This is a genomic window from Pseudomonas sp. FBCC-B545 (assembly GCF_059134095.1).
In genome coordinates, this window is record NZ_CP101441.1 from 257,560 (window position 1) to 278,307 (window position 20,748).

Genomic DNA, 20,748 nt, shown 5'->3' on the forward strand with positions numbered 1-20,748 from the left:
CCTATTTTACGGGTGGCATGGTTAATGAAATTCAAGGATCTTCGGGATTTCGTGCAGCAACTTGAGCAGCGCGGAGAGTTGAAACGTATCCAGATGCCGATTTCTCCGGTGCTGGAAATGACTGAGATTTGCGACCGCACCTTGCGCAGCAAGGGCCCGGCGCTGTTGTTCGAAAAACCGACTGGCTTTGACATTCCGGTACTGGGCAACCTGTTCGGGACCCCCGAGCGTGTGGCCTTTGGCATGGGCGCCGAGTCGGTCAGCGAACTGCGCGAGATCGGCAAGTTGCTGGCCTTTCTCAAGGAGCCCGAGCCGCCCAAGGGCTTGAAGGACGCCTGGTCGAAGCTGCCGATCTTCCGCAAGATCATTGCCATGGCCCCCAAGGTGGTCAAGGACGCGGTATGCCAGGAAGTGGTCATCGAGGGCGATGATGTAGACCTGGCCATGCTCCCGGTGCAGACCTGCTGGCCGGGCGACGTTGGGCCGCTGATTACGTGGGGCCTGACCGTCACCAAGGGCCCGAACAAGGACCGCCAGAACCTCGGCATCTACCGTCAGCAAGTCATCGGCCGCAACAAGGTGATCATGCGCTGGCTGAGTCACCGTGGCGGCGCTCTCGACTTCCGTGAGTGGTGCGAGAAGCACCCCGGCCAGCCATTTCCGGTTTCAGTCGCTTTGGGCGCCGATCCGGCCACCATCCTCGGCGCCGTGACGCCTGTGCCCGACAGCCTGTCCGAATACGCCTTCGCCGGTTTGCTGCGCGGTAACCGCACCGAATTGGTCAAGTGCCGCGGTAACGACCTGCAAGTGCCGGCCACCGCCGAAATCATTCTCGAGGGCGTGATTCACCCGGGCGAGATGGCCGATGAAGGCCCTTATGGCGATCACACCGGCTACTACAACGAAGTCGATAGCTTCCCGGTATTTACCGTCGAGCGCATCACCCATCGGATCAAGCCGATCTACCACAGTACCTACACGGGCCGCCCGCCGGATGAGCCGGCCATCCTCGGCGTGGCGCTCAACGAAGTGTTCGTGCCGATCCTGCAAAAGCAATTCCCCGAAATCACCGACTTCTACCTGCCGCCGGAAGGTTGCTCGTACCGCATGGCGATCGTGACCATGAAGAAGTCGTACCCGGGACATGCCAAGCGGGTCATGTTGGGTGTGTGGTCGTTTTTGCGACAGTTCATGTACACCAAGTTCGTTATCGTCACTGACGACGACATCAATGCCCGTGACTGGAACGACGTGATCTGGGCCATCACCACGCGCATGGACCCCAAGCGCGACACGGTGATGATCGATAACACGCCGATCGACTACCTCGACTTCGCCTCGCCGGTCTCGGGGCTGGGCTCGAAGATGGGCCTGGATGCCACCCACAAGTGGCCGGGTGAGACCACTCGCGAGTGGGGTCGGGTAATCGTCAAGGATGAAGCCGTCACGGCGCGTGTCGATGCGATCTGGAAAGAATTGGGAATAGATTGATGCGTGTAACCCTGCAACCTTCCGGCGCTGTGCTGGAGCTGGACCCTGGCGAGCGAATCCTCGACGGCGCACGTCGCCTGGGCTATGAGTGCCCCCAAGCCTGCCGCAATGGTGTATGCCATGTGTGTGCGGCGTTGCTGGTGGAAGGGCGGGTACGCCAAGCCGGCGAGGTGCGTGATCATGGTGAATTCTTCACCTGTATTGCCGAACCCTTGGAGGACTGCGTTGTGTTGTGGGATGGGGTACTGGCGCCGGGAGAGTTGCCGTTGCGCAAATTGTCGTGCCAATTGATTGAGTGCTTAGACGTCGGCGGCGATGTGTGGCGTGTACGCCTGCGTGCCCCGGCGGGCAAGGCAGTGCGTTACCACGCCGGGCAATACCTGATGATCGAGCGGGAGAATGGCGAGAAATCGGCGTTTTCCCTGGCCTCGGCGCCCCATGCCGGACGTGAGCTGGAGCTGCATGTACTGGCCCGTGAGGACAGTGCGCGCAACCTCATCGAGCAATTGCAGCGCAACCAGATGGCTCGCGTCGAACTGCCGTTCGGTGACACCCACCTGGCCGAGTTGCCGGACGGGCCGCTGGTGTTGATGGCTGCCGGCACGGGCATGGCGCAGATGCACAGCCTGATCGAGCATTGCCGCGCTTCCGGCTTCAAGCACCCGGTGCACCTGTACTGGGGCGTACGCCGCCCGGAAGATTTCTACCAGATTGAGCATTGGGAGCAATGGCAGCAATTGCCCAACCTGTTCCTGCACAAGGTGGTCAGCGACCTGTGTGGCTGGGAAGGCCGCTGTGGTTTGCTGCATGAAGCGGTGTGCGAGGACATTGCCGACCTCAATAGCGTGTATGTCTATGCCAGCGGTTCGCCGGCGATGATCTACGGCACCCTGGACGCACTGGTCAACGCCGGCATGGATGCGCACCGCATGCGTGCCGATGTGTTCGCCTACGCTCCACGGCCCTAAAGACTCAAGTTGAATCCATGTGGGAGCTGGCTTGCCTGCGATAGCGGTCTGTCAGCCAACACCGCTATCGCACGCAAGCCAGCTCCCACAGTAGACACGTGCCGTGTCAGTGTCAGAATCGTACGCCGGTCGTCACCATCGCTGCATTGAACCCCAGCAGCACCAGCTCCGCCGCCACCGGCCCATAGTGGGTACCCACCGACGGAATGATCACCGGCGCCACGCCGAATCGGTTCAATGGGATCTTGTCGCGATATTCGCCGCGATAGCCCTGGAGCAGTCCGCCGGTCAATTTCGCATACACCGGGTAGTCGGCCATGTCATAGCGCTTGCCCGCGTAGGCGTAGTACGAGCGCTGGCGGAACGAGTTGCGAAAGGTCACCCCGCCATACACCAGGCCCGACGCCTCGTTGCGTTCCAGGCCGATCAAATCCTGCTTGTTGTTGTGCTCCGGGTCGGGTGCGAAGTGCCGGGTGTAGACACTGGTCTGGGCATACCAGAAGCCCTTGTCGTCATTGGTGGGTGGGGTTTCGGTAGCCAGTGCGGTGGTGGCCTGGGCCAGGAACAACAGGCCAGGCAAGCGGAATGTCTTCATGGAGCGACCTCGATAGTCGATGTGATGAGCGGCTAAGTGGGTCGTAATGTGTGCGCTATTTTGACTGCTTGGCGCGTGCCCAGGCTGAACCGGGGCTGAAATTACCGAAGTTACCGGTTTAGATCCTGACGAGTGAGCGGGCGTGCTTATGCTTTTTCTTATTCTTTTAAGGTATTTATTCTGGCTGATGAATGTCTTTAAGCTATATGGCAACGGGCGCATGGCCAGTGCTTCGCTGTTGCCAATCGACTTGATCACCGGCGAAGCCCTAAGCAGCACCGGCCCCGATGAGCTGGGCGCCGTATTGGCGCGGCGGCAATCTGGCCTATAGCACTTTTTCGCCGTACGGTTACAGCGGCGCGTTTTATTACGGTAAAGTCGCTTACAACTGGTAACACACAGGAGGCGCACCGCTTTTTGCCATGACCGCCATTGAAACCGATCTTTTGCAGTTGGCTTACCCTCCGCGGCTCGATCTTGGGCCGCAACTCACTCACGAACAATTAATGAGCTCGATGCAGGCCACTATGGCCCGGCACAAGGGTGGGCCGGTGTGGCTGTTTGCCTATGGTTCGCTGATCTGGCGCCCTGAATGTTCGTCGACCGAACGGGTGCGCGCACGGGTTCATGGTTATCACCGCGGCTTGTACCTGTGGTCCCACGAGCATCGGGGTACGCCGGAGTTGCCGGGGTTGGTGTTCGGGCTGGATCGCGGCGGATCCTGCAGCGGGTTTGCCTACCGCTTGCCGGAGGACCAGTTGGAGGCCTCGCTGTACGCCTTATGGCAGCGCGAGATGCCTTACCCTTCTTATCGGCCGCACTGGCTCAACTGCCGATTGGAAGATGGCAGTACCGTGCAGGCGTTGGGGTTTGTGTTGGAGCGGCACTTGCCCAGCTATGCCGGCAACCTGCCCGATATTGTGCTCAATCACGTGCTGCAAAGCGCTTGCGGGCGTTACGGCACCACTCGCGATTATGTCGAGCAGACCGTGAACGCCCTGCGTAGCCACGCCATGCCAGATAAGAACCTGGAGGCGCGGCTCAAGCGTTGTGCCAAGGATTGCCCGGGTGCTTAACGCGCCGAGCTGACGCTGTTGGTGTGCCACAGCGTGGGGATCAGGAACGCGATCGCCAGTACGCAGGCACCGATCAGCAACACGAACCCACCGTCCCAGCCGAAATGGTCAACCGTGTAGCCCATGGCCGCGCTGGCTGCCACCGAACCACCCAGGTAACCGAACAAACCGGTGAAGCCCGCTGCGGTGCCGGCGGCTTTCTTCGGTGCCAGTTCCAGCGCCTGCAGGCCGATCAGCATGACCGGGCCGTAGATCAGGAAGCCGATGGAGAACAGCGCGATCATGTCGATCATCGGGTTGCCCGGCGGGTTGAGCCAGTAAACCAGGGTCGCCACGGTCACCAGGGCCATGAACACGATACCGGTCAGGCCGCGGTTGCCACGAAAGATCTTGTCCGACATCCATCCGCACAACAGCGTGCCCGGGATACCTGCCCACTCGTAGAAGAAATACGCCCAGGACGACTTATCGACCGTGAAGTGCTTGGCTTCTTTCAAGTAGGTCGGCGCCCAGTCCAGTACGCCGTAGCGCAGCAGGTAGACGAACACGTTGGCGAAAGCGATGTACCAGAGCATTTTGTTGCGCAGCACATACTTGACGAAGATTTCCTTGGCGCTGAATTCGTCTTCGTGGCTGGCGTCGTAGCCTTCCGGGTAATCGTTCTTGTACTGCTCGATCGGTGGCAGGCCCACCGATTGCGGGGTGTCGCGCATGGTGATGAAGGCAAACGCCGCCACCGCCAAGGCCACCGTAGCCGGCACATAGAACGCCGCATGCCAGTCGTTGAACCACGCCATGCCCAGCAGGAACAGCGGGCCGATCAGGCCGCCGCCGACGTTGTGCGCCACGTTCCATACCGACACCACGCCGCCGCGTTCTTTCTGCGACCACCAGTGCACCATGGTTCGTCCACTCGGCGGCCAGCCCATGCCTTGGGCCCAGCCGTTGATGAACAGCAAGATGAACATCATGGTCACGCTGGACGTTGCCCAGGGTGCGAAACCGAAAATGAACATCACACCCGCTGAAACCAGCAGGCCGAAGGGCAGGAAGTAGCGTGGGTTGGAGCGGTCGGAGACCAGGCCCATGAGGAACTTGGACAAGCCGTAGGCAATCGCAATCGCCGACATCGCCAGGCCCAGTTCACCGCGGGTATAACCCTCGTCGATCAGGTAGGGCATGGCCAGAGAGAAGTTTTTGCGCAGCAGATAATAGCCGGCGTAACCGAAGAAAATACCGGCAAAGATCTGCCAGCGCAGGCGTCGGTAGGTACTGTCTATTTTTTCTTCAGGCAGGGGCGCCTGGTGTGCGGCAGGACGAAAGAAAGCAAACATTCAAGAGCTCCAAATTTCTTGTTTTGACTGCGGATGCGAATGTTACAGTTTCGTTACCGAAAATAGCATCGCCTCTTATCTGCAAACACAGGAAAGGGGAGCAATTGCATGTTCTTTTACGAACATGTCGCTAATAGATAAGTGTGGGTCGTGTTCGGGGTTCTCCAGATCGATGAACAAATGTGGGAGGGGCTTGCCCCCTTCCACATGGACAGCATTTAAAATCTGTCAGCGGGTTTGTACGACAACCTTTCCAACTGCCTTGCGCTGCCCCAGGTCATTAATCGCCTGGGCCGCCTGCTCCAGCGGATACACCTGCGACACCAACGGCTTCAACCTGCCCTCGGCATACCACCCAAACAACTGCTGAAAGTTCGCCGCATTATCCTGCGGCTGGCGCTGGGCAAACGAGCCCCAGAACACCCCGACCACCGCCGCGCCCTTGAGCAATGCCAGGTTCACCGGCAGTTCAGGAATGCGCCCGCTGGCAAACCCCACCACCAGCAGCCGGCCGTTCCATGCGATGGCGCGCACGGCCTGATCAAACAGATCGCCGCCCACCGGGTCGTAGATCACATCGGCGCCATTGCCATCGGTCAGGCGCTTGACCTCGTCCTTGAGGCTGGCTTCGCTGTAGTTGATCAACTCATCGGCGCCGGCCGCCTTGGCCACCGCAAGTTTGTCGGCGCTGCTGGCGGCGGCGATCACCCGGGCGCCCATGGCCTTGCCGATTTCCACGGCGGCCAGGCCCACGCCCCCGGAAGCGCCAAGCACCAGCAGGGTTTCGCCGGGTTGCAGGTTGGCGCGCTGTTTGAGCGCGTGCATCGAGGTGCCGTAGGTCATGCTGAAGGCGGCAGCGGTGTTGAAGTCCATGCTTGGCGGGATCGGCAGCACGTTATAGCCGGGCACTGCAACCTGCTCGGCAAAGCTGCCCCAGCCTGTCAACGCCATCACGCGGTCACCGACTTTCAGGTGGCTGACTTTCTCACCCACTTCACTGACCACGCCCGCCGCTTCGCCACCGGGTGAAAACGGAAAGGGCGGCTTGAACTGGTACTTGCCCTCGATGATCAGGGTGTCCGGGAAATTCACCCCGGCCGCGTGCACGTCCAGCAGGATCTCGTTCTTCTTGATCGCAGGGCTCGCGATTTCTTCCAGCACCAGGGTTTCGGCGGGGCCGAAGGCTTTGCACAGCACAGCTTTCATCGGACTATTCCTTTTGGCGTCGTGGCCGATAAGTGTAGGAGGGTACGCCCGCGGGTCAACGAGCATGCCCGGGCCTGATAAGCCGCCATAAGCTTGTGCTCAGCCTTGCTAGCGTTATGCTACCGGGCAACCGAATTCGAGGAATGAACTGTGAAAGCGTGGATCCTGTTGATGCTGGCCCTGACGTTGCCGATGGCAGCCCAGGCCGAAGAAGCCAAGGAAGGTGAGGCGCCGAAGGTCAGCTATATCAGCCTGACGCCACCGTTTGTGGGCAACTACGGCCTGGATGGCACGGCGAAGCTCAAGGTGTACAAGGCTGATATCGCTCTGCGTGTGACCGGCCCTGAAGCTGCTGCTGCGGTCAAAGCCAACGACCCGTTGATTCGCAACCAACTGGTGGCGCTGTTCACCCAGCAGACCAATGAGGCCATGAGCACTGTTGAAGGCAAGGAAAAACTGCGCCAGGAAGCCCTGAAGCAAACCCAGCAAGTAATGAACGATGAGACCGGCAAGCCGGTGGTTGAGGATTTGTTGTTCAATAACTTGATTATTCAATAAGTGCAGACTTACCACGCCCGCGGCTGGTTTGTCGGCCGCAGGTGGGTAGATATTATTCAAATGGGCAGATTTATAGTTTTGCGGACAGTTGCACTCGGGCCATTCTGTATCGCCTGGAATATGAAATCAAAATTATATGATCGCGAAGTTGTTTGAGAGCTTGAACCCCAAAGCACCCATCTGTTGATCGCTGTTGGATTTACACTTAAGGGTGATAAGTTAGGTGCTGTGATATTAAATGTCGAAGATGCCGGCTGGTATGACGCTTTGAGATAGTAGTTTAAGGTTCTAATTAAGATTGTCGGCGAGCCCGGAGCGATAAGAGAATACTCGAACTCTATCGAACCTTCGAATCCCCATGGTGCATACGCGCCAGATACCACCATTTTCGTCGCAGTGGTGGTTGGGGCGCTTGTAGTTTCGGCAGGAAGTTCGATGTAGTTTTCATTGGGGGCTTGTGTGTCCGCCATGATGAATCTCCGTTAAGTGATGGGTATGAAAAAGTTGCTAAGGCTTTGATTCTTCCGCAGCAAATTTTTATATCGTCAGTAGAGTTCTCTGGAGCGGAATTTACTACTGTCATAAATAACAGTTGTTTAGGCTATATAGAAATAAGCATGGGTTTTTTAGTGTTTTTTTGGCGCTAATAATTCAAGCGTCAAGACAACAACGTACTTCTGAATCTCGCCAACGCCACCGCAAAAAACACCAAGCCAATCCCCGTCAGCGCCAACAAGTCCGGCCACACCACGCTCAGCCCCGCATCCCTGAATAGAATCGCCGCACTCAAGCTCACAAAGTGCGTCGACGGCGAGCCCTGCATCACCCACTGCAACCATTCGGGCATGCTGTCGAGCGGCGTACTGCCGCCAGAAAGCAACAGCATCGGGATGATCACCGGGATCGCCAGCAAGCCGAACTGCGGCGTCGAGCGGGCGAGGGTGGCGAGGAAGATGCCCAGCGCCGTGCTCGCAAACAGATACAGCGCCGTCACCAACAGGAATAGGCTCATGGAGCCGGCCAACGGCACGCCGAGCAAGCCTTTGACCACCAGTTCCAGGGACAGCCATGTACACAAGACCACCACCAGCATGTTGCTCCAGATTTTTGCCAGCATGATCTCCAGCGCGGTCAGGGGCAGCACCAGCAGGTGGTCGAGGGTGCCGTGTTCGCGTTCGCGCAGCAGGGCGGTGCCGGTCAGCACGATGGCGAGGATGGTGATGTTGTTGACGATCTGGATCACCGCCAGGAACCAGCCACCTTCCAGATTGGTATTGAACAGCGCCCGGGTAGTCAGCAGGGCGGGGGCTTTGCCGGCAGCGTCGGCCTGGCCGCTGTAGGTCAGCAGTTCGCGTTGGAAAATCCGCCCGATGTAACCGGCGCCCATGAAGGCCTGGCTCATTGCCGTGGCATCGACGTTCACCTGCACGCCCGGCTGGCGCCCCGCCAACAGGTCGGCCTGGAAATTCGCCGGTACATTGACGACGAAGGTGTACTGGCCGCTGTCCATGACCTTGTCCAACTGGTCGTAGGCCAGTGGCGCCGGCGCCTGGAATTCTGGTGGCTGCAGGGCCTCGGCCATTTGTCGCGAGAGCGCACTGTGATCTTCATCGACAAAGGCCACGCTGGCGTTGTGCACGCCAATCACCGAGCCGGCAGCGGGCATATAGATCGCCACGGTGAAGGCGTAGAACAGAAACAGCAGCAACACGCTGTCGTGGCGCAGGCTGGTGAGTTCCTTGAGCCCCAGGCGCAGGATATGGGCGAGTTTGTGCATCAGGCCTCCTGCTTCTTGAGCATCACCAGGCTCAGCCCGGTGAAACCGACGAAAAACCCGAACAACGCCAGGCACTGCGGCCACAACTGGCGCAGGTCCAGGGCCTTGGTGAAGGTGCCCACCGCAATATCCAGGAAGTGCCCGGCGGGGAACAGCATGCCCATCAGTGCCGCCGCGCCTTCCAGGGAGGAGCGCGGCACGATCAGCCCGGAAAACTGAATGGTCGGCAGGCTGGTGATGATCATGGTGCCGAGGATCGCTGCGATCTGGGTGCGGGTGAATGCCGAGATCAACAGGCCCATGCTCGTCGTCGCCAGCACGTACAGCAGGCCACCGAAAGCCAGGGTCAAGCCGCTGCCTTTGAACGGTACACCGAACAACCAGCGGTTCATCGCCACCAGCAGCGCCAGGTTGACCAGGCTGACGGCCAGGTAGGGCGCCTGTTTGCCCAGCAGGAACTCCAGGCGTGTCAGCGGCGTGGCGTAGAAATTGGTGATCGAACCCAGCTCTTTTTCGCGCACGATGCCCAGGGCGGTGAGCATCGCCGGGATAAATGCCAGGATCAGCGCCATCACGCCCGGGCCGATAGCGTTCACGCTGACCACGTCCTGGTTGTAGCGAAAGCGTGTTTCCAACTTGACCGCGGCTTGCGTGCTGCGGGGCAGGCTGCTCAATTCGGCCAACTGCTGGAGATTGCCTTGGTGTACCGCTTCGACGTAGTTACGGCTGGTTTCGGCGCGAAACGGCATGCCGCCATCGATCCATGCAGCCACGGTCGGTTGGCGCCCGGCGTACAGGTCGCGGCCAAAACCTGGCGGGATCTCCAGGGCCAGTTTGATTTCCGAACGTTGCAGGCGCCGGTGCAATTCATTGGCGTCGCGGATGGGGGCTTGCTCGGCGAAATAGCGTGAACTGCGAAATGCTTCCAGGTAGGCGCGGCTTTGCGGAGTGTGGTCTTGGTCGTAGACGGCGAAGGCGAGGTTTTCCACATCCAGGGAAATGCCGTAGCCGAAGATCACCATCATGAACATCGCCCCGAGCAAGGCGAAAGCCATGCGTACCCTGTCGCGCAGCAACTCCTTGCCTTCGCGACTGGCCACGGCCAACCACCGTGCCAGGCTGAAGCCGCTTTTGCTCACCGGCGGCGCGTGGGTGTCGTTAACGGTTGCACGGGGGGCGGCGGGTTCGGGTTCACCTTGGGCCTGTTCCAGGCAGGTGACGAAAGCCGCTTCCAGGGTGTCGCCGTGGAACTGCTGTTGCAGCGCCTCGGGTGTGTCGCAGGCCAGCACTTTGCCGGCATGCATCAAGGAGATGCGGTCGCAGCGCTGGGCTTCGTTCATAAAGTGGGTGGACAGGAAGATGGTCACACCTTGTTCCCGCGATAACTCGATCAGCAACCGCCAGAAATCATCCCGCGCCGCCGGGTCGACGCCCGAGGTGGGCTCATCGAGGATCAGCACTTCCGGGCGATGCAGCACCGCAACCGCCAAGGACAAACGCTGGCGCAGGCCAAGGGGCAACTCGCCGGAGGGCTGCTCGGCCACTTCACCGAGGTCGAAGCGTTGGATCAGTTCATCTATACGCGGGCCGCTGTCGGCCTTGGGCAGGTCAAACAGTTGCGCATGCAGCACCAGGTTCTGGCGCACGCTCAGCTCGCCATACAGCGAGAAGCTTTGCGACATGAAGCCCACGCGCTTGCGGGTCGCCAGGTCCTTGGCGTCTACCGGTTTGCCCAGCAGGATTGCACTGCCCTCGGTGGCCGGCATCAGCCCGGTCAGCACTTTCATGGTGGTGGTCTTGCCGCAACCGTTGGAACCGAGGAAGCCGAAGATCTCGCCGCGGCCAATGGCAAAGCTGACCTTATTCACCGCGGTGAAATCGCCAAAGCGCAGGGTCAGGTCGTGGGCCTGGATGGCGATATCGGTGTTGCCGCCCGTGCGTGGTGGAATCACCAGTGGTTGGTTGTCGTGGGCGCTGTCGCCCTGAAAGTGAGTAAAGGCTTCATCCAGCTTGCCGCTGGGCGTAATCGTCGCCAGTTCGCGGCTCAGCCCATCGGCGATCAACCTGCCACGGTCGAGCATCAGGCAATGCTCGAATTGCTCGGCCTCTTCCATGTAGGCGGTGGCCACCAGCAGCGTCAGTTGCGGGCGTTCACTGCGTACGCTGTCGACCAGCTCCCAGAACCGCCGGCGTGACAGCGGGTCGACGCCGGTAGTGGGTTCGTCGAGGATCAACAGGTCCGGATCATGGATCAGCGCGCAGCACAGGCCGAGCTTCTGCTTCATACCCCCAGAGAGCTTGCCCGCCGGGCGCTCGGCAAAGCGTGCGAGGTCGGTGGCGAGCAACAGGTTGTGCATGCGCTGGTCGCAATCGGCTTTCGACAGGCCAAACAAGGTGGCGAAGAAACGGATGTTTTCGCTGATGGACAACTCGGGGTACAGGTTACCGCCCAGACCCTGGGGCATAAAGGCGATGCGCGGGTACAGGCTGTTGCGATGGCGACGGTCTTGGATGGAACCGCCGAGCACCTGCAACTGGCCGTCCTGCAGCTTCTTAACCCCGGCGATCAACCCCAGCAGGCTCGACTTGCCGGCGCCGTCCGGGCCGATCAACCCGCAGCGGGTGCCGGCCGGCAGGCTGAAGGCAATGTCGAGCAGTGCCTGTTGCTTGCCGTAGCGGTGGTTGATCCCCGTGGAGTGCAGCGCCAGGCCGCTCATTGCAGGTTGGCCGGCCAGTCGATATCGGCTGTGCGCACATAACCCGCGCCGGGCATGCCCGGCTTGGCTTGCGGCACGGCACTGGGTTGAGTCAGGTGCAATTTGACGCGGAACACCAGTTTCTGCCGCTCATCGCGGGTTTCCACTTCCTTGGGAGTGAACTGGGATTTGGCTGCGACAAAACTGATTTTGGCCGGCAACGCCTGCTGGGGCAGGGCGTCGAGCAGAATGCGCGCTTCACTGCCGACGGTCAGGCGACCGGTGACGGAGGCGGGCAGGTACAGGTTCATGTACTGGTCATTGGGGTCAATCAGCAGCAACACGCGCCCACCCGCGCCGAGCACTTCACCTGGCTCGGCCAGGCGCAACTGGATGATGCCGTCGATGGGCGCACGCAGGCTGCTGTCATCGATTTCGCTGGTGAGCTGGGCGACCTGGGCCTGGGCCGCACCGATGGCGGCCTTCACTGCGTTGACTTGGGCTTGGGCCGCGATCACCGCTGCATTGCCGGTGTTCTGGCGTGCTTGCTGTTGGTCGATCAACTGGCTGCTGGCGAAGCCGCGCCGGTACAGCTCCTGGGTACGCCTGAGTTCCTGGTTGGCCAGCAATTGCTCGCTTTGGCGCAACTGCACGTTGGCTTCGGCGGCGGCGAAGTTTTCCTTGGCGCGCAACACCTCGGCTTCGGCTTGGGCGCGTTGGGCTTCCAGGGTGCGGGTGTCCATACGCGCCAGCAGCTGGCCCTTGAGCACTTTGTCGCCTTCATCCACGCGTACTTCGGCCAGGCGTCCGGGGATCTTGGCGGCGATCTGCACTTCGGTGGACTCCAGCCGCCCGTTACCCATGCTCAAGCCTTCGGGCAGGCGGTCCTGGGTCGAGCGCCAGTAACCAAAGGCCCCGGCCCCCAGCAACAGGACGATCAGGGCGAAGGCGAAAAGACGGGAGGTGCGGTGGTTCGTAGACATGGCTGCATCCTGCGGCGTTAGCGTTCCAGTGTGACGGGTTTACCCCGTGAGGGTCTTGATATCGGTCAGTTAAAGCAGATGAAGGATGGCCGTCCACTGTTCAGGCGTGACCGCCATGACCGAAAGCCGGCTGCCTTTCTGCACCAGCGGCATTTCGGCAAGGGCGGTTTGCTGCTTCAGATCGCCCAGGCTCAGCACCTTGGGGAAGGTTTTGACGTGGGCCACGGTGATTGCACTCCATGGATTTTTCTCCGCCTTGGCCTTGGCGTCGAAATAAGGACTGTCCGGTTCCAGGGCAGTAGGGTCCGGGTAGGCGGCCTCGATGATTTTGCCGATACCGGCAATACCGGGCTGCGGGCAACTGGAGTGATAGAAGAAAAACTCATCGCCCACGGCCATCGCCCGCAGAAAGTTGCGCGCCTGATAGTTACGCACCCCATCCCAGCGCGCTTCGCCGAGCGTTTCCAGGCCGTTGATGGAGAGTTCGTCGGGCTCGGATTTCATCAGCCAGTAGGCCATTTTGGGGCTCCTGAAAAAGGCATTGGGCAAGTTGTCGGGCAATTCCATCACAAACCGACAGTCGGTTGGCGTCAAGGTTTGCGTGTTGGATCACGTTGCCGCAGAATGCGCGCTTTTAGGCTTGACGCAGCTGCAACGGACTACTTTGGAACGTTGTTGTCATCGTGTACGAGGTGCCTGAAGGGGGGCAATCGATGCAACGTAAACCGGATTTACTATGGATTTTGGTTATTTTGTTTGGTCTGGGCGTCGTGACCACCGGTTATGCCCAGAGCCTGTGGTCGAACAAGACCGATGCACCGGTTGAACTGGCTCAGCAGCAGCCACAACCGTTCAAGCGTTAACTCGAAGCATTAACTAAGGCGCCGCTGTTTCCAGCGGCGTTTCTGCGACATACCACTGCTTATCGGTCACTGTCCCCGCCAACGGCACATCCCAGCTTGCCTGCGCCAGTCGCCCGACTTTCTGGCATTCGTGGGCCAGCCCCAGCAGCGTTGGCTTGCGCCAGCTATAGCGGCGGGCCAGATAGGCCAGGCTACGGTCGTAGAACCCGCCGCCCATGCCCAGGCGCCCGCCCGCATCATCGAAGCCCACCAGCGGCAACAGCACCAAATCCAGCGCCCAGACCTGGCGTTGGCGATGGGCATTGACCCGTGGCTCAAGAATGCCAAAGCGGTTGGGCAACAACTTTTCCCCAGGCCGCACGCGCTGGAACACCATCTTGGTGCGCGGCCAGGCGCTCAGTACCGGCAGATAGGTGGCCTTACCCCGGCGCTGGGCTGCACGCAGCAGCAAGCGCGGATCGATTTCACCGTCCGTCGGTAGATATAAGGAAATATGTTTGGCCCGGCGAAACAGCGGGTGCTGTGCCAGTTGCCGATACACCCCAAGGGCGGCCTGGCGCTGCTCGCTCGGCGTGAGTGCCCGGCGGGCCTTGCGCAACATGCGTCGAAGTTGCGGACGGGAAAGCGGCGCAGGTTCGGTCATGGTTTTTCGGCTCATAAAACAATGCCAGTCCTGGGACTGGCATTGAGTTTGGAAATTCAGGCTCCCCGACAGAGCCGCTGTCGACTTAGCCCTTGAACCCGAAAGTTCAAGGTGGAAGAAGCAGTAGGCTTTAAGGCTTTCCGTCTAGCGGACATGCACACCAGCCCAACGTGCAACTTCCAGGGTAGTGCGAATCGGCTCAGGGACATCGCCGACTGGCAAACACGCCAGGGAGTGACGCGAGTATACCTTAAACCGACTCGGCAATCAGCCCTTGGGTGCGTCTGAGTCGGTAGAAAGCACCAGATCCACGCGCTCCAGCAGGTCGCGTACCTGCTCGCGGGTCGAGCCGCTGGCCTGCACGTCAGGGCGTTCCTGCTTATGCAGCAGATCGTGGGTGATATTCAACGCGGCCATCACGGCGATGCGGTCGGCGCCGATGACTTTGCCGCTGCTGCGGATTTCACGCATCTTGCCGTCCAGATAGCGGGCAGCACTCACCAGGTTGCTGCGTTCTTCCTGGGGGCAGATGATCGAATATTCTTTGTCGAGGATCTGCACAGTTACGCTATTGCTTGAACTCATGAGTCTTGCTCCAGGGCCTTCAGGCGCGAAATCATCGATTCGACCTTACGCCGGGCGATTTCGTTTTTTTCAATGAGGTGAGCGCGTTCCTCGCGCCAGGTCTTTTCCTGAGCTAATAGGAGTCCGTTTTGACTCTTTAGTTGCTCGACCCGATCAATTAGCAGTTCGAGTCTGGCCATCAGCGCTTGCAGGTCGGTGTCTTCCATTGGGTTCCACTGGATTTGTCTGATGAATGGCAACTGCAGGATAAACGATCTGACGCCCTCGATAGTCTTGGTGCGTCTGCCGGTGCTAGGATACAGCGCTCCATTCTAGACATTGCGCCGTCTGGCGCCTAGCTCACCATGCCCATTCAGAATTCCCCGTACGACGCTTTTTCCAAACTGCTGAGCACCAGCGGTCACCCCTGCTCGCCTGCCGAACTGCACGGCGTGCTGTTGGGCCGCAGTTGCACCGGTGTGGGCTTTGATGCCGACAACTGGCTGGCTGATGTAGCCGAGCTGCTGGAAACCGAACCCAACGAAAACGTGCGCAACGCGTTGATTGGCCTGCAAGAGATGGTCAAGGGCGAGCTGACCGGTGACGACGTCACCGTGGTCCTGCTGCTGCCGACCGATGACGCGCCGCTCACCGAGCGCGCTGCCGCCCTGGGCCAGTGGTGCCAGGGTTTCCTCCACGGTTTCGGCGTTAACGCCGGCGGCCTGGAGCTGAGCACCGACGCCAAGGAAGTGCTGCAGGACCTGGCAGCCATCTCCCAGGTGCAAGATGCCCTGGAAGAATCCGAAGACGGCGAAGGCGACTACATGGAAGTCATGGAATACCTGCGCGTCGCGCCGTTGCTGCTGTTCACCGAGACCCGAAAGTCCGCTGAACCGGTCGCGGCCAAGCCGTTGTTGCACTAAGAAAGGAAGCCCATCTGCCCATGATTCATATCCCCAAAGCGGAATACACCCGTCGCCGCAAGGCGCTCATGGCGCAGATGGAACCCAATAGCATCGCGATCCTGCCGGCCGCCGCCGTGGTCATCCGCAACCGCGATGTCGAGCATGTGTACCGCCAGGACAGCGACTTCCAGTACCTGAGCGGCTTCCCCGAACCCGAAGCGGTGATCGTGCTGATGCCCGGTCGCCAGCACGGCGAATACGTGTTGTTCTGCCGTGAGCGCAACGCGGAGCGCGAGCTATGGGATGGCCTGCGCGCCGGCACTGAAGGCGCGATCCGCGATTTTGGCGCCGACGACGCATTCCCTATCACAGATATCGACGACATCCTGCCCGGCCTGATCGAAGGCCGCGACCGGGTATATTCGGCCATGGGCAGCAACGCCGAATTCGACCGGCATGTGATGGAGTGGATCAACGTGATCCGTTCCAAGGCGCACCTGGGCGCCCAGCCACCGAACGAATTCGTTGCCCTGGATCATCTGCTCCACGATATGCGCCTGTATAAATCGGCGGCAGAAGTGAAGGTGATGCGCGAGGCGGCGCGAATTTCCTGTGCGGCCCACGTGAAGGCAATGCAGGCCAGCCGTGCCGGGCTGCATGAGTTCAGCCTGGAAGCCGAGCTGGATTACGAATTCCGCAAGGGCGGTGCGAAAATGCCGGCCTATGGCTCCATTGTCGCCGCCGGGCGCAACAGCTGCATCCTGCATTACCAGCAGAATGACGCGCTGCTCAAGGACGGCGACCTGGTGCTGATCGACGCCGGTTGTGAGATCGACTGCTACGCCAGCGACATCACCCGCACCTGGCCGGTCAACGGCAAGTTTTCGCCCGAGCAAAAGGCGATCTACGAGATTGTGCTGGCCTCCCAGGAAGCCGCCTTCAAGCAGATCGCGCCGAACAAACATTGGAACCAGGCCCACGAGGCGACCGTGCAGGTCATCACCGCCGGGCTGGTGAAGCTGGGGCTGCTGCAAGGTGACGTCGACGAGCTGATCGCCAGCGAGGCTTACCGCGCTTTCTACATGCACCGCGCCGGCCACTGGCTGGGCATGGATGTGCATGATGTGGGCGAGTACAAGGTCGGCGGTGAATGGCGGGTGCTGGAAGTCGGCATGGCCTTGACCGTGGAGCCGGGCATCTATATTTCCCCGGATAACCAGAACGTGGCAAAGAAATGGCGTGGCATTGGCGTACGCATCGAGGACGACGTGATAGTGACCAAGCAAGGCTGTGAAATCCTGACTGGCGGCGTGCCCAAGACCGTTGCCGAGATCGAAGCGCTCATGGCGGCTGCCCGATGAGCCGGGTCAACCTGGCAATCATCGGCGGCGGCCTGGTGGGCGCCAGCCTCGCCCTGGCGTTGCAGGCCGGGGCCAAGACGCGGGGTTGGAAGATCGTGTTGATCGAGCCCTTTGCGCCGGGTGACAGCTACCAGCCGAGCTACGATGCGCGCTCTTCGGCGCTGTCGTTTGGCGCTCGCCAGATTTACCAGCGCCTGGGCCTTTGGCAGGCCATCTCTCGGCGTGCCGAGCCGATCAAGCAAATCCATGTGTCGGACCGTGGGCGTTTCTCCACGGCACGTTTGTCCGCCATGGAAGAGGGCGTGCCGGCCCTGGGCTATGTAGTGGAAAACGCCTGGCTCGGCCAATGCCTGTGGCAAGGCCTGGACAAGGACGTGGTGAGCTGGCGCTGCCCGGCGCAAGTCACACGCATGGAACCACTGCCCGATGGCTATCGCCTGACCCTCAACGATGAAACCGTGCTGGAGTGCGACCTGGCGGTACTGGCCGATGGCGGCCGCTCCGGTTTGCGTGAGCAACTGGGCATTGGCGTGAAAACCCGGCCCTACAACCAGAGCGCACTGATCGCCAACATCACTCCGAGCGAAGCCCACAATGGCGAAGCGTTCGAGCGCTTTACCGATGAAGGGCCGATGGCCTTGCTGCCGCTGCCGGACAACCGTTGCGCGCTGGTCTGGACCCGCATCGGCATGGACGCCCAGCGCCTGGCCAGCCTTGACGAGCGCAGCTTCCTGAGCGAATTGCAGGGTGTGTTCGGGTATCGCCTGGGCACCCTCAAGCAGGTGGGTGCCCGTCACCTGTACCCGCTGACCCTGGTGGAAGCCGAAGAGCAAGTGCGCTCGCACCTGGCGGTGCTTGGCAATGCGGCGCACAGCCTGCACCCGATTGCCGGGCAGGGCTTCAACCTGTCCCTGCGCGATGCCAATGCCTTGGCCGAGGCGTTGCTGGCCGGGCCGGCCGTGCCGGGCGACCTGACGACCCTGCAAGGCTATCGCGAGCGCCAGCGCCTGGACCAGCAACTCACCGTGGGTTTCTCCGACCAGGTCACGCGCCTGTTTGGCAGCGGCCAGCCGCTGATGGCGCTGGGTCGCAACCTGGGCCTGCTGGGCCTGGACCTGTTGCCGCCGGCCAAACGCTGGTTCGCTCGCCAGGCCATGGGCCTGGGCACGCGCGCCGATGTCTGAACCGGCCCACTACTTTATCGGCGGCGTGTGCCGCACACGAGACAAGGCTTAAAGCATGGACATGCACGCAGATGTGCTGATTGTCGGGGCCGGAATGGTCGGAAGCGCCCTGGCGCTGGCGTTGCAGGGCAGTGGCCTGCAGGTGCTGCTGCTCGACGGCAGCCCCTTGAGTGTCAAACCGTTCGAGCCAGATGCGGCATTTGAACCGCGGGTGAGCGCGTTGTCGGCTGCCAGCCAGCGCATCCTCGAACGCTTGGGCGTATGGGACGGCATCGTCGAGCGCCGCGCCAGCCCCTACGGCGAGATGCAGGTGTGGGACGGCAGCGGCACCGGGCAGATCCACTTCTCGGCGGCCAGCGTGCATGCCGAGGTGCTCGGGCATATCGTCGAAAACCGCGTAGTGCAGGATGCCTTGCTGGAGCGCCTGCACGACTGCGACCTCGGCCTGCTGGCCAATGCGCGCCTTGAGCAGATGCGCCGCTCCGGCGATGACTGGCTGCTGACCCTGGCTGATGGTCGCAAGTTGCGTGCGCCGCTGGTGGTGGCCGCCGATGGCGCCAACTCCGCAGTACGCCGCCTGACCGGCACCCCTACCCGCGAGTGGGATTACCTGCATAACGCGATCGTCACCAGCGTGCGCAGCAGCCAGCCGCACCAGCGCACGGCCTGGCAACGCTTTACCGATACCGGCCCGCTGGCGTTCCTGCCGCTGGTACGGGATGGGCAGGAAGATTGGTGTTCGATTGTCTGGTCGACCACGCCGGCTGAATCCGAGCGCCTGATGGCTCTGGATGATGAACGCTTCTGCCGGGAACTCGAGCGTGCCTTCGAAGGCCGCCTGGGCACTGTGATCAGCGCCGACTCGCGGGTCTGCGTGCCGTTGCGCCAGCGCCATGCCAAACGCTATGTGGCCGAGGGCCTGGCGTTGATCGGCGACGCGGCCCATGTGATCCACCCGTTGGCAGGGCAGGGCGTGAACCTGGGCTTCCTCGACGCGGCGGTGCTGGCCGAAGTGTTGCTGGCGGCCACCGAGCGCGGCGAGCGCCTGGCGGACGTGAAGGTGCTGAGCCGTTACGAGCGGCGGCGCATGCCGCACAACCTGGCGTTGATGGCGGCGATGGAAGGCTTTGAACGCCTGTTCCAGGCTGATCAACTGCCGTTGCGCTGGTTGCGTAACGCCGGCTTGAAAATCGTCGACCAGATGCCCGAAGCCAAAGCGGTGTTTGTGCGCCAAGCGCTAGGTTTGACTGGCGATCTACCAGAACTCGCTAAACCCTGAATTGAAATACAGTCCCCTGTGGGAGGGGGCTTGCCCCCGATGAGGCCCTCAACCCTCGCGCATATTCGGGCTGTGCAACATCTGGTAACGCCTCCGCCGAGCGTTACCAAATGTGAGTCCTTATCATTTGCCCTCAATTTGCAAATGAGAGAGACCGCACCCATGTTGGCACCCAAGCGCCTCCTGACTGCCCTGGCACTCACCCTGATCGGCAGCACCACCGTGCAGGCGGCCGACGAAGTGGTGGTCTACTCCTCGCGTATCGACGAACTGATCAAGCCGGTTTTCGATGCCTACACCCAGAAGACCGGCGTGCAGGTCAAGTTCATCACCGACAAGGAAGCGCCGCTGATGCAGCGCATCAAGGCCGAAGGCGAGAACGCCACCGCCGACCTGCTGCTCACCGTCGACGCCGGCAACCTGTGGCAGGCTGAACAGATGGGCATCCTGCAACCCTTCACCTCCGCCGTCATCGACAAGAATATTCCGCTGCAATATCGCTCATCGGCCCACGCCTGGACCGGTTTGAGCCTGCGTGCACGGACGATCGCCTATTCCACCGACCGGGTAAAACCGGGCGAACTGACCACCTACGAAGCCTTGGCCGACAAACAGTGGGAAGGCCGCCTGTGCCTGCGTACGGCGAAAAAGGTCTATAACCAGTCGCTGACCGCGACCTTGATCGAAACCCATGGCGCGGCCAGGACCGAAGAGATCGTCAAGGGCTGGGTCAACAACCTGTCCACCGACGTGTTCTCCGATGACATTGCCGTGCTGGAAGCCATCAACGCCGGGCAGTGCGACGTGGGTATCGTCAATACCTACTACTACGGCCGCCTGCACAAGCAGAAGCCGGACCTGGCAGTGAAACTGTTCTGGCCGAACCAGGGCGACCGTGGCGTGCATGTGAACCTTTCGGGCATCGGCCTGACCAAGCACGCGCCGCACCCGGAAGCGGCCAAGGCACTGGTGGAGTGGATGACTACGCCTGAGGCGCAGAAGATCTTTGCCGACGTGAACCAGGAGTTCCCCGCCAACCCGGCGGTGCCGCCATCGGCGGAAGTGGCGAGCTGGGGCAAGTTCGTGGCCGATACCTTGCCGGTGGAAGTGGCGGGCAAGCGCCAGGCCGAGGCCATTCGCTTGATGGATCGCGCCGGCTGGAACTGAATGTGTAAATTGCCACAGATCTAAATGTGGGAGGGGGCTTGCTCCCGATAGCGGAGTGTCAGTCTAATCATCAGTGACTGGCACTCCGCTATCGGGGG

At 61.0% G+C, this 20,748-nt stretch carries 22 protein-coding genes and 1 other RNA gene; 11 read left to right on the forward strand and 12 right to left on the reverse strand.

The genetic code is table 11. The features are described from left to right. The first annotated feature begins 24 nt into the window (after positions 1-24). Both ubiD and NMB39_RS01175 read left to right on the forward strand, forming a co-directional pair. On the forward strand, positions 25-1,491 hold the full coding sequence (ubiD, locus tag NMB39_RS01170; protein ID WP_057022754.1) for a 4-hydroxy-3-polyprenylbenzoate decarboxylase: 1,467 nt from the start codon (positions 25-27) through the stop codon (positions 1,489-1,491). After that, positions 1,491-2,459 carry a CDP-6-deoxy-delta-3,4-glucoseen reductase gene (locus NMB39_RS01175; protein ID WP_494339690.1) on the forward strand — a complete coding sequence of 323 codons (969 nt, stop codon included), beginning with the start codon at positions 1,491-1,493 and terminating at the stop codon, positions 2,457-2,459. The genes ubiD and NMB39_RS01175 overlap by 1 nt, the downstream gene beginning before the upstream one ends. Positions 2,460-2,571: 112 nt before the next feature. On the opposite strand, the gene NMB39_RS01180 is transcribed toward NMB39_RS01175, so the two are convergent. After that, positions 2,572-3,054, reverse strand: a complete 483-nt coding sequence (locus tag NMB39_RS01180; protein WP_057022756.1) for a hypothetical protein — start codon at positions 3,052-3,054, stop codon at positions 2,572-2,574. A 187-nt stretch (positions 3,055-3,241) separates the two neighbouring features. On the opposite strand from NMB39_RS01180, the gene NMB39_RS01185 reads away from it, so the two are divergent. Continuing rightward, complete coding sequence (locus NMB39_RS01185; RefSeq protein ID WP_156422413.1) at positions 3,242-3,385, forward strand: hypothetical protein; 144 nt, start codon at positions 3,242-3,244, stop codon at positions 3,383-3,385. A 91-nt stretch (positions 3,386-3,476) separates the two neighbouring features. Next, complete coding sequence (locus NMB39_RS01190) at positions 3,477-4,130, forward strand: gamma-glutamylcyclotransferase (RefSeq protein WP_494339689.1); 654 nt, start codon at positions 3,477-3,479, stop codon at positions 4,128-4,130. Here NMB39_RS01190 and glpT read toward each other — a convergent pair. Then, on the reverse strand, positions 4,127-5,464 hold the full coding sequence (gene glpT / locus NMB39_RS01195) for a glycerol-3-phosphate transporter (RefSeq protein ID WP_003195321.1): 1,338 nt from the start codon (positions 5,462-5,464) through the stop codon (positions 4,127-4,129). The genes NMB39_RS01190 and glpT overlap by 4 nt on opposite strands. A gap of 228 nt (positions 5,465-5,692) precedes the next feature. Next, positions 5,693-6,670, reverse strand: coding sequence for an NADPH:quinone oxidoreductase family protein (locus NMB39_RS01200; protein ID WP_057022757.1), 978 nt, complete (start codon positions 6,668-6,670; stop codon positions 5,693-5,695). A gap of 150 nt (positions 6,671-6,820) precedes the next feature. On the opposite strand from NMB39_RS01200, the gene NMB39_RS01205 reads away from it, so the two are divergent. Further along, on the forward strand, positions 6,821-7,228 hold the full coding sequence (locus NMB39_RS01205) for a flagellar basal body-associated protein FliL (protein WP_057022758.1): 408 nt from the start codon (positions 6,821-6,823) through the stop codon (positions 7,226-7,228). A gap of 56 nt (positions 7,229-7,284) precedes the next feature. Here the strand turns inward: NMB39_RS01205 and NMB39_RS01210 are convergent, their stop codons facing one another. The 5 genes from NMB39_RS01210 to NMB39_RS01230 form a co-directional block, all read right to left on the reverse strand. Continuing rightward, positions 7,285-7,698, reverse strand: a complete 414-nt coding sequence (locus NMB39_RS01210) for a hypothetical protein (protein WP_124356351.1) — start codon at positions 7,696-7,698, stop codon at positions 7,285-7,287. A 188-nt stretch (positions 7,699-7,886) separates the two neighbouring features. Further along, a complete protein-coding gene (locus tag NMB39_RS01215; RefSeq protein WP_057022759.1) occupies positions 7,887-9,005 on the reverse strand; it encodes an ABC transporter permease in 1,119 nt (372 codons plus the stop codon). Continuing rightward, on the reverse strand, positions 9,005-11,722 hold the full coding sequence (rbbA, locus tag NMB39_RS01220; RefSeq protein ID WP_494339688.1) for a ribosome-associated ATPase/putative transporter RbbA: 2,718 nt from the start codon (positions 11,720-11,722) through the stop codon (positions 9,005-9,007). Before rbbA ends, NMB39_RS01215 begins: the two co-directional genes overlap by 1 nt. Continuing rightward, positions 11,719-12,684 carry an HlyD family secretion protein gene (locus NMB39_RS01225; protein WP_057022761.1) on the reverse strand — a complete coding sequence of 322 codons (966 nt, stop codon included), beginning with the start codon at positions 12,682-12,684 and terminating at the stop codon, positions 11,719-11,721. Before NMB39_RS01225 ends, rbbA begins: the two co-directional genes overlap by 4 nt. A 69-nt stretch (positions 12,685-12,753) precedes the next feature. Then, on the reverse strand, positions 12,754-13,203 hold the full coding sequence (locus NMB39_RS01230) for an EVE domain-containing protein (protein ID WP_494339687.1): 450 nt from the start codon (positions 13,201-13,203) through the stop codon (positions 12,754-12,756). Positions 13,204-13,397: 194 nt separating this feature from the next. On the opposite strand from NMB39_RS01230, the gene NMB39_RS01235 reads away from it, so the two are divergent. Next, positions 13,398-13,547, forward strand: coding sequence for a hypothetical protein (locus tag NMB39_RS01235; protein ID WP_010207387.1), 150 nt, complete (start codon positions 13,398-13,400; stop codon positions 13,545-13,547). A gap of 13 nt (positions 13,548-13,560) precedes the next feature. Here NMB39_RS01235 and NMB39_RS01240 read toward each other — a convergent pair whose 3' ends face one another. From NMB39_RS01240 to NMB39_RS01255, 4 genes are all read right to left on the reverse strand, one after another. Then, positions 13,561-14,190, reverse strand: a complete 630-nt coding sequence (locus tag NMB39_RS01240) for a 5-formyltetrahydrofolate cyclo-ligase (protein WP_057022763.1) — start codon at positions 14,188-14,190, stop codon at positions 13,561-13,563. Between the two features lie 58 nt (positions 14,191-14,248). After that, positions 14,249-14,427: non-coding RNA, 6S RNA (ssrS, locus tag NMB39_RS01245), on the reverse strand. 30 nt (positions 14,428-14,457) lie between these two features. Next, a complete protein-coding gene (locus tag NMB39_RS01250) occupies positions 14,458-14,775 on the reverse strand; it encodes a cell division protein ZapA (RefSeq protein ID WP_005792389.1) in 318 nt (105 codons plus the stop codon). After that, complete coding sequence (locus tag NMB39_RS01255; protein ID WP_003177365.1) at positions 14,772-14,981, reverse strand: TIGR02449 family protein; 210 nt, start codon at positions 14,979-14,981, stop codon at positions 14,772-14,774. Before NMB39_RS01255 ends, NMB39_RS01250 begins: the two co-directional genes overlap by 4 nt. 138 nt (positions 14,982-15,119) lie before the next feature. Between NMB39_RS01255 and NMB39_RS01260 the strand changes: the two genes are divergently transcribed. The 5 genes from NMB39_RS01260 to NMB39_RS01280 all read left to right on the forward strand — a co-directional run bounded on the left by NMB39_RS01260 (position 15,120) and on the right by NMB39_RS01280 (position 20,650). Then, on the forward strand, positions 15,120-15,677 hold the full coding sequence (locus tag NMB39_RS01260; protein ID WP_057022764.1) for a YecA/YgfB family protein: 558 nt from the start codon (positions 15,120-15,122) through the stop codon (positions 15,675-15,677). Positions 15,678-15,697: 20 nt separating this feature from the next. Further along, complete coding sequence (pepP, locus tag NMB39_RS01265) at positions 15,698-17,020, forward strand: Xaa-Pro aminopeptidase (RefSeq protein ID WP_198720223.1); 1,323 nt, start codon at positions 15,698-15,700, stop codon at positions 17,018-17,020. Further along, the gene (gene ubiH / locus NMB39_RS01270) at positions 17,017-18,204 is read left to right on the forward strand and encodes a 2-octaprenyl-6-methoxyphenyl hydroxylase (RefSeq protein ID WP_057022765.1); all 1,188 of its coding nucleotides are present in this window, start codon (positions 17,017-17,019) and stop codon (positions 18,202-18,204) included. Before pepP ends, ubiH begins: the two co-directional genes overlap by 4 nt. 61 nt (positions 18,205-18,265) lie before the next feature. After that, positions 18,266-19,483 carry a 2-octaprenyl-3-methyl-6-methoxy-1,4-benzoquinol hydroxylase gene (locus tag NMB39_RS01275; protein ID WP_164484866.1) on the forward strand — a complete coding sequence of 406 codons (1,218 nt, stop codon included), beginning with the start codon at positions 18,266-18,268 and terminating at the stop codon, positions 19,481-19,483. A gap of 162 nt (positions 19,484-19,645) precedes the next feature. Next, the gene (locus NMB39_RS01280) at positions 19,646-20,650 is read left to right on the forward strand and encodes an extracellular solute-binding protein (RefSeq protein ID WP_464006100.1); all 1,005 of its coding nucleotides are present in this window, start codon (positions 19,646-19,648) and stop codon (positions 20,648-20,650) included. Positions 20,651-20,748: the final 98 nt, after the last annotated feature.